Origin of the sequence: uncultured Dokdonia sp. (assembly GCF_947496725.1) — a bacterium.
Lineage (GTDB): Bacteria > Bacteroidota > Bacteroidia > Flavobacteriales > Flavobacteriaceae > Dokdonia.
Genome location: NZ_CANMDS010000001.1, coordinates 354,442 through 368,471, shown reverse-complemented (window position 1 = coordinate 368,471; position 14,030 = coordinate 354,442). Strand labels below are relative to the sequence as shown.

At 38.6% G+C, this 14,030-nt stretch carries 10 protein-coding genes and 1 other RNA gene; 4 read left to right on the top strand and 7 right to left on the bottom strand.

Annotation, left to right across the window (positions count from 1 at the left end; genetic code table 11):
- The first annotated feature begins 155 nt into the window (after positions 1-155).
- The 3 genes from smpB to Q0948_RS01645 all read left to right on the top strand — a co-directional run bounded on the left by smpB (position 156) and on the right by Q0948_RS01645 (position 3,936).
- Entirely contained in the window at positions 156-617 is a 462-nt protein-coding gene (gene smpB, locus Q0948_RS01655; RefSeq protein WP_021778605.1) for an SsrA-binding protein SmpB, read from the top strand.
- 79 nt (positions 618-696) lie between these two features.
- Positions 697-1,431 carry a hypothetical protein gene (locus Q0948_RS01650; protein ID WP_298348146.1) on the top strand — a complete coding sequence of 245 codons (735 nt, stop codon included), beginning with the start codon at positions 697-699 and terminating at the stop codon, positions 1,429-1,431.
- 27 nt (positions 1,432-1,458) lie between these two features.
- Positions 1,459-3,936 carry a DUF5686 and carboxypeptidase regulatory-like domain-containing protein gene (locus Q0948_RS01645; RefSeq protein WP_298348148.1) on the top strand — a complete coding sequence of 826 codons (2,478 nt, stop codon included), beginning with the start codon at positions 1,459-1,461 and terminating at the stop codon, positions 3,934-3,936.
- A 1-nt stretch (position 3,937) separates the two neighbouring features.
- Here Q0948_RS01645 and Q0948_RS01640 read toward each other — a convergent pair whose 3' ends face one another.
- The 3 genes from Q0948_RS01640 to Q0948_RS01630 all read right to left on the bottom strand — a co-directional run bounded on the left by Q0948_RS01640 (position 3,938) and on the right by Q0948_RS01630 (position 7,430).
- Complete coding sequence (locus Q0948_RS01640; protein ID WP_298348150.1) at positions 3,938-5,491, bottom strand: hypothetical protein; 1,554 nt, start codon at positions 5,489-5,491, stop codon at positions 3,938-3,940.
- Positions 5,492-5,533: 42 nt separating this feature from the next.
- Positions 5,534-6,277 carry a carboxypeptidase-like regulatory domain-containing protein gene (locus Q0948_RS01635; RefSeq protein ID WP_298348152.1) on the bottom strand — a complete coding sequence of 248 codons (744 nt, stop codon included), beginning with the start codon at positions 6,275-6,277 and terminating at the stop codon, positions 5,534-5,536.
- Between the two features lie 91 nt (positions 6,278-6,368).
- On the bottom strand, positions 6,369-7,430 hold the full coding sequence (locus tag Q0948_RS01630) for a glutaminyl-peptide cyclotransferase (RefSeq protein ID WP_298348154.1): 1,062 nt from the start codon (positions 7,428-7,430) through the stop codon (positions 6,369-6,371).
- Between the two features lie 84 nt (positions 7,431-7,514).
- Here Q0948_RS01630 and ffs point away from each other — a divergent pair.
- Positions 7,515-7,613, top strand: an RNA gene (gene ffs, locus Q0948_RS01625) — signal recognition particle sRNA small type.
- A 167-nt stretch (positions 7,614-7,780) separates the two neighbouring features.
- Here the strand turns inward: ffs and ribB are convergent.
- The 4 genes from ribB to Q0948_RS01605 all read right to left on the bottom strand — a co-directional run bounded on the left by ribB (position 7,781) and on the right by Q0948_RS01605 (position 13,905).
- Positions 7,781-8,917 (bottom strand): 3,4-dihydroxy-2-butanone-4-phosphate synthase, encoded by a 1,137-nt coding sequence (ribB, locus tag Q0948_RS01620; protein WP_298348156.1) that lies wholly within the window; start codon positions 8,915-8,917, stop codon positions 7,781-7,783.
- A gap of 74 nt (positions 8,918-8,991) precedes the next feature.
- A complete protein-coding gene (locus Q0948_RS01615; RefSeq protein WP_298348158.1) occupies positions 8,992-10,650 on the bottom strand; it encodes an LptF/LptG family permease in 1,659 nt (552 codons plus the stop codon).
- 63 nt (positions 10,651-10,713) lie between these two features.
- The gene (locus tag Q0948_RS01610) at positions 10,714-11,433 is read right to left on the bottom strand and encodes an outer membrane lipoprotein carrier protein LolA (protein WP_084811635.1); all 720 of its coding nucleotides are present in this window, start codon (positions 11,431-11,433) and stop codon (positions 10,714-10,716) included.
- A 6-nt stretch (positions 11,434-11,439) separates the two neighbouring features.
- Positions 11,440-13,905 (bottom strand): DNA translocase FtsK, encoded by a 2,466-nt coding sequence (locus Q0948_RS01605; RefSeq protein ID WP_298348162.1) that lies wholly within the window; start codon positions 13,903-13,905, stop codon positions 11,440-11,442.
- Between the last annotated feature and the right edge of the window lie 125 nt (positions 13,906-14,030).

Below are 14,030 nucleotides of genomic sequence, written 5' to 3'. Positions count from 1 at the left end.
GATATAGTCGAGGAATAATAGATGTGCTTACATTTATATGAAAGGGATGCAAAAATACAATCCATAATTTTAAAAGTGCTCAAGACGGGTTGTGCATTAGTATTTTTTAAGAGCGTAAATGAGTATTAATCGTGTAACATTGTATCTTTGTAAGAATGTCAAATACGGTAAACATAAAGAACAGAAAAGCTCGTTTTGAATACGAGATACTTGATAGGCTCGTTGCAGGTATTGTACTTGCTGGTACAGAGATTAAGGCTATAAGAGAGGGTAAAGCCTCCATAGCCGAAAGTTTTTGTGAGTTTAATGATCAAGGGGAGATGTTTGTAATTAATATGACCGTACAAGAGTACTCACACGCTACTTACTTTAATCATAACCCTAAGAGTGAGCGCAAGTTACTTCTTAACAAGCGCGAACTCAAAAAATGGGAGCGTGAGGTTAATAAATCTGGTCTTACTATTGTACCCTTAAGACTTTTTACAAATGAGAAGGGTTTTGCAAAACTCGAGATTGCACTAGCTAAGGGTAAGAAAACGTACGACAAGCGCGAGACCATTAAAGATCGTGACAACAAGAAAAATCTTGATAGAATTAAAAAGGCTTTTAATAATTAACGACCGCGGTTAAGAGTTTAACAATTTGTTGGGCAGCTCTTTATAAATTTCTAGCTTTTTTTGAGTTAGAAATATTCTTATGGTCATTAGGCTTTTTGTTCTCTTTTTATGCTGTGCTCAGGTATGCCTTGCCCAGTTCCCACTATCTACCCAAGGAGAGGTTAAAATAGGCGACTTTAAACTAGAAGGCGCACACGTAAATAATCTTAACTCGCAACAAAGTATTACTACAGATAGTGATGGTCGTTTTGTGATGGCTGTAAATAAAGGTGACGTTTTACTTGTTACTCACTTAAGTGCCAGAGATCAATATGTTGTAATCTTTGAAGAGCTGGCATCACATCCATTTTTAAGTATAATACTCAAAGAAAAAGAGAACACCCTTGATGAAGTAGTTTTAACGAGTAGTGATAAAATCACCGTTCAAAGCGTGGGGATTATACAAGGAGAGCGCCCCATCCCCACAACAAATGAGCGCAGGCTACAAACTGCTGGTGATTTTAAACCAGTTCATCTACTAGGTCTTCTAGGGGGTAGTCTCCAGCTAGATCCTATTATAAATGCCATAAGCGGTCGTACCAAACGACTCAAAAAATATGTGGCTATAGATAAAGAAATAGCAGCATATGACCTTATGATGGAAAAATATGCACGGTTTTTGAGAGAACGTTTTGAGCTTACAGAAGATGAGCTTAAACAGTTTATAAATTACCTGGTAGATCTACCAGAGTTTCAAAGTAAAGCTCATCAAGAAAATGAGTTGCAGGTACAGCTTTGGCTCTGTGAGCAGTATCTTAGGCTCGTAAAAGAATAAACATTTCATCAAATCAAAAATCAACATATGCGCACACATTACTTTATCATTTTCCTGACACTGTTTTCATCAACCCTCACAGCACAAATTACAGGTGTTGTGACAAGCCAAAATGGAGAGCAACTCCCATTTGTAAACGTATACATAGAAAACTCAAATAGAGGAACTACTACAAATGGTGATGGGGCTTACGAGCTCCTTCTAGAGAGAGAAGATCAAGGTAAGGAGATGATCGTGGTTTTTCAATTTTTAGGTTTTGAGACCATCACACGTACGGTAGAGATAGGGTCGCCACAAGTAGTCTTAGACATTGTAATGACAGAGGCAACAACCTCTCTAGATGAAGTTATAGTTGAAGCAGGTGTCAACCCTGCCGATAGAATAATACGTGCAACCATAGCAAACCGAAAGAAGAATCTTGATGTCATAGGAGAGTATACTGCAAAGTTTTACTCTCGTGGGCTATGGCAAGTACAAGACGCTCCAGATAAAATACTAGGGCAAGAAGTAGGTGATCTGGGCGGTGGTCTAGACTCCACACGTACCGGTATTATCTATCTTAGTGAGACTATATCAGATATAAAATACCAGCGTCCAGATAACTTTAGTGAGGTTATTGTGGCAAGTAAGGTAAGTGGTGATGATAACGGTTTTAGCTTTAATACCGCTAGTGATGCAAATTTTTCTTTTTATGAAAATACATTAAATCTCAATGCTCAAATCGTATCACCCATCGCTTCAAATGCGTTTGCTTATTACAAATACACCTTAGAAGGTACCTTTTATGAAAACAACCAACTCATAAATAAGGTAACTGTAACACCTAGACGTGTTAATGACCGTGTATTTACAGGCACAATTTATATAGTAGAAGATAGCTGGCAATTGTACGGTGTAGATTTACATACAGATGGTGCCGCTATACAAGTGCCTTTTATAGAATCTCTTAATTTTAAACAGAATTTTAAATATGAGGACGAGCTTAAGCAGTGGGTAAAAATATCTCAGGTCATAGATTTTAGTTTTGGATTTTTAGGGCTTAAAGGTGACGGGAGATTTACAGCTGGTTACTCAGATTATAATTTCAATCCCGCATTTGGCAAAGGCTCTTTTTCGGCAGAGATCTTGTCTTTTTCTCAAAATGCAAACAAAAAAGACAGTACCTTCTGGGATCAAAGACGCCCAGTACCACTCACACTGTTAGAGCAAGAAGATTATGTAAAAAAGGATAGCATACAGGTCATTAGAAAATCAAAGAAGTACCTAGATAGTATAGATGCACGTGGTAACCGTTTTAAGATAACCTCACCTATTTTCGGGTATGATTATACAGACACATATAATAGATGGAGAGTGGGAGTTTCTTCACCTTTACAGGCCATTCAGTACAATACCGTACAGGGCTGGAATGGTAGCCTGCAAGCCAGTTATTCAAACTGGAGTGATGATGATTATACAAAGACTTTTTACGCTTTCGCGAAAGCGAACTACGGCTTTTCTGAAGACCAACTGCGTTATAACTTAGGAGTTACAAGGCGTTTTAATAGAACAAATAGGGCAGTGGTGAGCCTTACAGGAGGTGTAGATCTACAACAGTTCAATAATGCCGAACCTATACGCCCTATATTTAATACTGCATACTCACTCCTTAGAGAGAAAAATTTTGCTAAGTATTACGAAAAAGAATTTGCACAAATAGGCTACGGGCAAGAGCTCGTTAATGGTTTACGAGTAAATGCAATTCTAGCTTATGAGAAACGTAACCCCGTTTTTAATACGACAGATCAAACATTTTTTCCTAGTGATGATCGCGAGTTTACCAGCAATAATCCTCTAGCTCCATCAAGTAACGGGAGTGCTGCAATCACAACACATCGCATAGGGAAGTTTTTTACAAGTGCAACGATAAACTTTGGGCAAAAATATTATAGTTACCCTAGCGGAAAGTTTAATGTACAGTCTGAAAGATATCCAGCTATAACGCTAGTATATGAGAAAGGCTTTGGAGCCTCGATTTCTGATTATAATTTTGATCAATTACGCATTGTTGCTCAGCAAGAGTTTAATGTGGGTAATAAAGGTAGGTTATCATATGATCTGCGTGCAGGGACATTTTTGGGCACTGGAGAAGAGATAAGTTTTGTAGATAGGCAGCATTTTAATGGTAATGAGACAGTGCTCTTTGAGCCTGGTGCTATAAATAGGTTTAATGTCTTGCCTTATTATGAGCGCAGTACAAATACCGGTTACTTTGAGGCACACGCAGAGCATAATTTTAAAGGTTGGATTCTAGGTAAAATACCAGGTATTAATAAACTCAATTTTAACCTTGTAGCCGGCGCACATCTTTTAAGTACTCAAGACCAAAGACTGTATCGTGAGTTTAATGTAGGTTTAAGCAATGTAGGCTGGGGTAAGTTTAGATTACTGCGTGTAGACTACGTTTATGGTCAAGGTGCACTAGGAGGAAATAAGGGTGCTTTTCTTATAGGTTTGAGTCTATAATTTATTCTGGAAAAAGGATGCTCTCATAGGCGCCTATATCTGGAGCCAGTATTCTGTTAGTCCCAATAATATCTGTAGGAACTGCATTTGCAGCGCTCTGTAAACCAAAACCGTTACCAGCAGTATTTTCACCTACTTGTAACATATTTTCTGTAGGGAGTAAAAAGTCTGGTTCTTCACCACGTATGATATCTTGATATAAATTTACATTTGTAAAATCATAAAGTGGCTCCCCTATAAAATCACCAAAAACATCATCAAATCGTATTTGTGAGGTTGTAAATTTAAAATTAAAAGTAGCGTCGTTATCTTGGTTAAAGCCTATTTCTTCCCCTTGATTACCGTACACTATACAATTAGTAAAATTAGCTTGAGCAAGGTCTCCTACAAGTAAGGTTTCTTGCGTTTGTAAGGTGTTGTCTAAAAATACAGCAGGCGTATCTCTAAAGCTTTGCGTCCAGTAGTTTGTAAAGGTACAGTGTGTAAAATTATAAATACCGCCTAGTTGTACCAGCATAGAGAACTGCCCGCAGTTGTTAATTACCGTATTTGAAGCCTCAACAGAGGTAAATCTATTAAGTAAGCCTACAGCAGAGGCGTTATAAATCTGAGAGTTAGTAAGAGTGAGGCTAGGTGAAGCGGCGTTAGGGCTCGCCTCATTAAGTATTCCTACAGTGGCATTTTTTATGGTTGCATAGTTAATTGTGTTATTTACACTACCATCTGTAAGTAATATAGTTCCCCACTGACCAGGCACGTTAGAAAATGCCGGTTCTAGTCTATCACTTTCAAAAATCACTTCATTCTCTAGAGCTATGGGATCTGCGCTTAGTGCACCATTTATATCTAGTGTTGCATTATCTGCTATGAGTAAACCACTGTCTGCGTGAAAATGCACTCTGGCTCCAGCTTCTATAGTTAAGGTTTTTGCTGTTGAACCGTCTGGATCACCTACAGCCATATAACCGTATATTACGTAAGGTTTATCATTTGTAAAAGTAAGTTCGTCATCCATAAGGTAACGTCCTTCAAGTGTAGTTTCTACATTATTTACAGTAAGTGTTTCTACCATACCTGTAGCACCGTCACGCTCCGGAAATAGAAAAATGGCATCTTTTACAAGCGTTACGAGTTCTACATTTTGTGATGTACCCACGCTATTAAATTCTATAGCGTCTGTATATAAAAACTCTTCAGAGGCATTGCCTACTTCATTGATATCTAGGGTGGTTTCTACAAAAACAAAAATACTGTCGTTTGCGAGAATTTCTACCTCTTCAAATTCTTTACCAGCTACACCATCTACATTAAGTCTATAGTCTGAGTCTTGACCACGGCCTAGTCGTACAGATGGTATAGAGATTGCCTCATCACTGCGATTATACACTTTAAGGTTATACGTGCTAGAGCCTATGTTTGTAAACACCGTATCAAGAAAAATGGTATCTCTTGAGAATTCTAGATTACCTGTACTAGGAGTGGTTTCAAAATCATTGCGGCAAGAGCTTACCGTAATAATACCGGCAAGCGCAATAAGAAAGTAGAGACTGCGCATTAAGTTATAGTTTGTAACAAATATAACTTTTTAAGAGCGGTGTTATTGCTTCTTGTTTTTTTTCTTTTGGCGTAGTTCTTTTTCTAGCTGTTTGTGGCTTTTAGTACTTACTCTGCCCATAATAATTTGAGGGAGGCTACGCTCTTCTTTTTGAAAGTTTACATTAATCTCCAGTTGTGAACCTACTTTTATTTCTCGATTTTGAAAACCTAGATAGCTATAAGTAATTATCTCCCCAGAAAACACATTTAAACTATAGTTGCCATTTAGGTCTGTTTTGTAATTTCTAGAGGTCCCTTCTACGCTTATGGTTACACCGGCAAGAGGGCCATTATAGTCGGTTACAGTACCAGTGATTGTAATAAGTTTCTGCGGTGTATTTTGCTTTCGCGAAAGTGTACCTATACCCAAACTATCATATTTTTTTACAGGAAGTTCTACCGGTGCAATATCACCCATAATTATAGTCTCAGATGTAGTCTGTCCAGATGCCTCTGCAACCGAAAGCATTGCCATAGGGACAAGTAGTGCCGCTGCTGCTTGAGCAAAGCTCCTGCCTTTATCACGCGTTGCATAGATAGGCGTATCGAGCTGGTCTTTTCTAAAACGACCACAAAGATGATCGCCTTTAGTGACGCGTTTATACAGGGCATCCTTAGTAAAGGCTGTAAAGTCTACAACCTCTTTACTGCATACAGCGCAGTGTTTACCTTGCTGTACAGGTGTCATTTTTGCCCAGTCTTCGTGACAAGGTTTTGGGATGGTGATGGCGATAGGCTTTTTCATAATGTCTTGATTAACTGATGTAAATCTAGTTAATCAAGCACCTTGCCAGTATCGTAAATGAGTAAACGGGCTGTTGTGGTGAGTTAACGACCTATTTTTCTACAATCTCTATTTCAAAAAGTGTGTTCCAGTGTTTACCGGTTACAAAAAGGCGCCCCTCGTTTGCTTTATAGGCAATACCATTAAGTACCTCATTTGCTGGATCTGTAAGTTTTTGCACTTCTTTTTTGAGGGTACGTAAATCTACAAGACCTTCTAGCGCTCCTGTTGTAGGATCTACTATTGCAATAGATTCCTTTTGATAAGTATTTGCATATATTTTACCGTTTACCCATTCTAATTCGTTAAGTGCAGACATTACACCATTATTATGTGTAGGCTCTATATACGATTGTTCAGATAGATTAGAAGGGTCTAAGGTCCAGATTTTACTAGTTCCGTCAGACTTGTAAATTACTTTACCGTCATTTGCAAGCCCCCAGCCTTCTCTACTTTTATTGTAGGTAAAAGTTCCGGTAGTCTCAAATGTATTACGGTTGTAAATAAAGCCAGTATTACCCTTCCAGGTAAGCTGGTATATATTATCACCTATAATGGTCATCCCTTCGGCAAAGTATGCCTTGTCTAGTTTTTCTTCCTTAAGTACTTTTCCGGTTTTGTAATCTACTTTTCTCAGGTTAGACTCGCCATAACTACCATTACTCTCATACAGTGTATCACCTACAAATTCTAGTCCTTGTGTATAGGCATCTGTCTGGTGTGGGTATCTGTTTATGATTTTATAGCCATATACTTTTGGCGCTTTTGTATGTAAAATGTTTAGTTTTTGTGTGGTGGTCGTACTCTCTCCTCCGGCATAAATAGTAGCGCTCAACTCGCGTTGTCCCAGTTTTTGAGAAGATAGGGTAGTAGTGACACCCTCCAGACCGTTACTTGAACCTATGCGCTTGCCGTCAAAGGAGTAAGAAACAGAGTCAAAGGCGATATTTTTTTTCGCTTTAAGCGAGATGGTTATTTCTCCACCATTTTTGATAGCATTTTTTTGTGCATCTGTAGTAATAGTATAGTTTCCATCTAGAGAACCAGTGTCGCTACAAGCGATTAAAAGTAGCGGTAATATGAATAGAATGAGGTGCTTAGCTTTTGCTGTCATTTTTTGTTGAATTTTATAGCAATTTAAAACAAAAAATCGGGCTAAAAAACCTTGTGACTTCTCAAAGAAGCTATATCTTTGCAGCGGCAAGTCCTACACAACCAGCTCCTGTCGAATCCCCCAGGGTGGGAACGCAGCAAGGGTAGATGGTCGTAGCGGTGTGATGTAGGTAGCTTGCCTTTTTTTGTGCGCACAAGTCAAGTAATTTGACAATGATATATAACAATCTCAAACACCAGTAATGATGTTTGAGATTTTCTTTTTTACGCTTTCGCGAAAGCGTAATTAAAACCCATAAAAAAAGCCATCTCTTTATTGAGATGGCTTTTTAAGTATATGATAAATAGGTCTTAGTACCCTACGCGTTCTACAATCTCAAGACCGTAGCCTACGATACCGATACGTTTAAGCCCCTCGCTGTTAGTCATAAGTTTTACTTTAGAAATGCGTAGATCGTGTAAGATCTGTGCACCTATGCCAAAGTCTTTTGAGTCCATAACAATATTAGGAGCTTTCATTACTCCATCTTTTTGAATGTTTTTGAGCTCACTTAATCGTCCCAATAAATTTGCCGATGCATTTTCTTGATTTATAAAAACTATAGCTCCTTTGCCAGCCTCATTTACGGCTTTAAACATATCGTCTAGTTTGGCGTCTGGATTATTGGTAAGCGTGCCTAGAAGGTCGTTGTTAATTTGAGTAGAGTTTACACGCACTAGTACTGGCTCATCATCTTCCCATCCACCTTTAGTAAGTGCAATGTGTACAGTGTCATTTGTGGTTTGCTCATAAGCGCGAAGTCTAAAATCTCCAAAACGAGTTTTTATCTCAAAGTCTTCTTTCTTGTCTATGAGGCTATCGTGGTTCATACGGTAGGCCACTAGATCTTCTATAGAAACAATTTTGAGGTCAAACTTTTCTGCCACCTCCATAAGTTGTGGGAGTCGTGCCATTGTACCATCTTCATTCATTATCTCTACAATGGCTCCTGCAGGTTTAAAACCAGCAAGTCTAGCAAAATCTATTGCGGCTTCTGTGTGACCTGTGCGACGCAGTACACCACCTTCCTTTGCCTTAAGCGGAAAAATGTGTCCTGGTCTACTTAAATCATAAGGTTTAGTGTGCGGATCTATAAGTGCTTGTACGGTTTTTGCCCTATCTGAGGCAGATATACCGGTGGTTACCCCTTGACCTTTTAAATCTACAGAGATGGTAAAGGCCGTCTCCATAGGGTCTGTGTTGCTCGTTACCATCATATTGAGTTGCAACTCTTCACAACGATCCTCAGTAATAGGAGCACAGATAAGACCACGCCCGTGGGTAGCCATAAAGTTAATCATCTCTGGTGTTACTGTCTCTGCTGCCGCTACAAAGTCTCCTTCATTTTCTCGGTCTTCATCATCTACTACTATGATTACTTTGCCATTTTTAATATCTTCTATGGCTTCTTCTATAGTGTGTAGTTGTATCGTTTTGGGTGCTGTCATTTGTATGAGTAACGTTTTGCACAAAGATACAAGAACGTGTGTATATAATGGATATTCATTTAGCTCAGATAGCCCTATAGATTATCTGTAAAATACCCTTGGGTTTTTAAATTATCTAAGGTAATACCTAGCTTGCCTAGTCTTGAGATAGCAGCCTTGCGTACATCTGTAGAGTGTCCAGATTCTTTATAGTTTTTTACAATGTCCTTGAGCTGGTTTGAAGAAAGGCTGTCTAACATTTTTTCTTCTTCATCACTTATTGAGTAGCTTAAGTCTAGCGCGTCAATATTGATAGCTTTCTTTTTAGGTCTTGCAAATAGTTTTTTAATAAACTTAGGCATAATGTCTACATCAAAGATGCCTTGGTCTGTCGTTGCACGATAGGTGAGATACACCCCAAGCGGGAACAAAATAAATGTACTTAACCAGCTCGCTATAAACGGACTAATTGAGTTGTCTTCTGCACTATTTTTTGCAAAAATACCTATGAAGTGAAAGGTAAGAAAGAGCACCACACCTATTACAATAGGCAAGCCAAGTCCACCTTTACGTATAATAGCGCCTAGTGGAGCTCCCACAAAAAAGAGAAGAATACAGCTAAAGCCTAGTACATATTTCTCGTGTAGTGAGATTTCAAATTTGCTTAATCTCTTTACATCTATTTTGAGAATCTTTTTTCTGTTCTCTATATCTGCAATAGTGTTACTTATATTAGACTTTGCAATTTCTAAGATACGCACGCGGTCTTTAATCTCGTAGTTGTCTAATATGACTTCTTTAATCCCAGCACTTTGTTGCTCGACGTTACTTTGATAAAGCGTGTCTACAGTAGGTGGTTTTACACGACTCACATACTTGTCTGTAAATTTTGCTCTGTCTTCTACAAATCTTTTAGATAATGCTGTAATACTAGAATCTAGCAGTACAATATCCATCATCTGGTAAGTGTTGTCTATATCTCTGGCATCTAGATCTTCACTGTCTAGCGCGCTTAGGTCTATGTTGAGCGTGTAGGTCTCAAAATAACTCTTTGCAAAAGGCTCTTTAAGTTTTTCTTTAGTCTTCTTCTTCTGTACTTCTGTGTAGTAGTTACCTTCCTTGAGTTGTAGTGAGAGGGTAGGGGAGTCTATAGAACTTATAAGCTCTCCTTCTTTTGCAACGATAACCGTATAATTACCTAGGCGTCCTTTTTCCTTTTGATGTATAACAACATCTCTGAGATATTGATCTCTATCACCATACTTCTCTGCAACACGCATATTAAAGTCGTCACCTACTTCATTAAACTGCCCACTACGTATGAGCATAGCAGGTTTCATCTTACCTATATTATTACGTAGGTTTCTAAACTCATATTGAGATGCAGGAATCACATAGTTTGCAAATAAGAAGGATGCAATACCTAAAAATATAATGAAGAAAATCACACTCTTCATAGCCCGCTGTAGTGAGATCCCAGTAGACTTCATTGCTGCAAACTCATAGTTCTCAGCAAAATTCCCAAAGGTCATTATACTCGTAAGTAGCACAGATAGTGGTAGTACAAGCGTTACAAGGCTAGGCATTGCAAAGAGTAAAAACTTTAATATCACATCAAAGTCCAGATCTCTACCTGCTAGTTCTTGTATATATAACCATACACTCTGTAAAACAAAAATGAACATCAATATAGTAAAGATGCTCAGAAACGTTTTTACAAACGTAAAGAAGATATAGCGGTCAAGTATTTTCATTTATAAATGATAAGGGCGCAGACAAAAATAAGAAGTCTGCGCCCTTAGCTCTAGTATCTACTGTTATAATTTATTGATATAATAGTCTGTGTATTTACCCTTGTCAAAAGTAAAGGTATTCTTTGCAAGTGGCTGGTTAGTCTTAAAAGAGTTTACCGTTATTGTCACTTTAGTACCATTGTTTTGGGTAATAATAAGTTTGTGTATATGCTTAGTCTGAGCATCTACACCTAGCAAAGTATACTTCACATCACTATTAGAATCCATAGGTGTGAGTTTTACAAATTGTATCTCTCTACCATTTACTTTTTGCTTGATGTCCATCTTTTGCGTGTATCCTTCATTAAAGAAAGAAAGCATTTTAGACGGTGTGATCGCATTTTCATCTTGATCACTCATCGCGCTTATGGTTACCTCTTCATCTTCTGGTACAATCGTGTAGACGTTTGTCCCGTCAAATAATTGTGTCGTACCCATAAGTGATAACTTATAATTATCACCTGCCATTACTACGTTACCTTTAGTCTCTTGATTTACACCTTCGGCTTCATTGCTAAGGGCATATTTAAAGTCTATTGCTATATTATCGTAGCTCTTAACTTTAGTGTCTACTTCTTTAAGGAGTGTTTGTACAGATTGCGCTTTCGCGAAAGCGGTCATAAATAACAACAATACCACTGGCATTGCACGCTTTGCAAATTTTCTGTACCCTTTTACTGCGACTGGAACTAAGACCTTCTTAAAAAGTATAGGTGCCAGCCAAAAAATTAATCTCTTCTTCATCTTGGTTTATTCATTGTTAAGGAGTTGATCGAGAGCCATCATATCTGGAACCAGAACCTGTCGTGCCTTACTACCTTCAAAAGGTCCTACCACACCTGCAGCTTCTAGTTGATCTATGATTCTACCTGCTCGATTATATCCTAATTTAAGTTTACGTTGCAATAGTGAGGCACTACCTTGTTGAGCTATTACCAAAACTTCGGCAGCATCACGAAAAAGTGCATCTCTATCCGATGCATCTATATCAAGACTTGTGCCACTCTCTTCACCTACATACTCTGGCAGTAAGTGAGCATCTGGATATGCTTTTTGATTACCTATATACTCTACAATGCGCTCTACTTCTGGAGTGTCTACAAAGGCACATTGTATACGCACAACATCATTACCCTGAGTGTATAACATATCCCCACGACCTATAAGCTGGTCTGCTCCAGAGGTGTCAAGTATGGTGCGACTATCAATTTTTGAAGTTACTCTAAAGGCGATACGCGCTGGGAAGTTTGCCTTAATAATACCTGTAATTACATTTACAGAAGGACGTTGTGTTGCGATTATAAGGTGTATACCAATGGCACGAGCAAGCTGCGCAAGACGGGCAATAGGAGTCTCTACCTCCTTACCAGAAGTCATAATTAAATCTGCAAACTCGTCTACTACCAGTACAATGTATGGTAAGAACTTGTGGCCGTTTTCTGGATTGAGCTTTCTTGCTTTAAACTTTGCATTGTACTCCTTAATATTACGGCACATTGCATTTTTAAGAAGGTCATATCTGGCATCCATCTCTATACACATAGAGTTGAGCGTGTTAATCACCTTTGAGTTATCTGTGATAATGGCCTCTTCTGTATCTGGAAGTTTTGCGAGATAGTGGCGTTCTATTTTATTAAATAAAGTAAGCTCCACCTTTTTTGGGTCTACCAGTACAAACTTTACCTCTGCAGGGTGTTTTTTGTATAGCAATGAGGTAAGGATGGCATTAAGCCCTACAGACTTACCTTGTCCCGTAGCACCTGCCATAAGTAGGTGAGGCATCTTTGCAAGATCTACCACAAAAGTCTCGTTTGAGATGGTTTTACCTAGTGTAAGTGGTAACTCCATCTCTGCTTCTTGAAACTTCTTACTAGCCACCGCAGAGCGCATACTTACAATACGAGGATTCTTATTAGGAACCTCAATACCTATCGTACCGCGACCAGGGATAGGAGCAATGATACGTATACCAAGTGCACTTAGTGATAGGGCAATATCATCTTCTAGATTCTTAATTTTTGAAATACGTACACCCGCTTCTGGTACAATCTCGTATAGAGTTACGGTAGGACCTACGGTTGCTTTTATGTTTGAGATTCCTATTTTGTAGTTGTTGAGCGTCTCTACAATACGGTTTTTATTCTCTTCAAGTTCTTCTTGATTAATGGTAATTCCCTGTCCGTTTGTGTAGTCTTTTAATAAGTCTATAGGTGGGAATTTAAATTTTGCCAACTCTAGCGTAGGGTCAAATTCACCAAAATCTTCTACCAGTTTTGAGCTCAGGTTATCTGTAAGTTCTTCTTCTTCGACTGGTTTTTCGACCTCTACCTCGACTACAGTTTCTGGGGTAGGGATAACTTCTTCCTCTTCTGGAGCTTGGGTTACTTCAAAGCTGCTCTCTACCTCAGGTGTCTTTTTAGTAAGTGTAGGTTGCAAGTTTTGTACATTTTGTTCGAATGTAGAGGTGGTTGTAGGAGGTGTTTCTGTTTCCGCTTTCGCGAAAGCGGTCTCATCTCCACCAGTGTTACTTCCCTTAAGTATTTCTTGTGCCTCATAAGTAGATGAGTTATCTACAATAACAGGCTCTGGAGTCGCATCTGAAGCAAACTCGCCTGCAAGGGCATTTTTCTTTTCTTTAAAATAGGTGCTCACACGCTCTGGTGTAAGTCGTAAACGTAGCACGAGGTAAATAATCGCGAGGAAAGTCATCACGATAATGGCGCCTGTAAGCCCTAGGTAGTCTTGTAAAAAATCGTTTATTTCATAACCTACTGTACCACCCAGTATGTCATTACTGTTACTAAAGAAGCCTAGAAAAACAGCAAGCCATAACATTAAAAGGATACCCCAAAACCAAAATTTCTTAAGTGCAGCTTTTGCATAATCAAAAAAGTAATAGACACCAGTTAAGGCAGTAAGTATAGCGATGGTGAGTGCAGGGATCCCAAAACCTTTGTAAACAAAGAAGTGACTTATGCGAGCTCCTACTAGGGAGAGCCAGTTAGACGCATTATCTTCTCTAGTACCTGTTTGTAGTAGGCTCTGGTCTGCTTTCCACGTAAAGAGATACGAGATAAAAGAAAAGAGTAGGGCAAGGCCTAAAAAGAATAGAAAACTCCCCAGTATAATCTGTTGCTGGCGCGACAGTTTAAAGGAAATAGGTTTTCTAGGGGTTTTAGGTTTGGTTTTTTTTGCCGTGGTTTTCTTTTTTGCCATAGAAGCGCTCGAGGTTGTTTTTTGAGTGGATATAAAAATACAATATTGAAACGGAATTTTTATGGGTTTATGCGCCCTTGTTTAACGTTTCTGTATAAGTATATTTTTAGGGTAATATCCTCTTG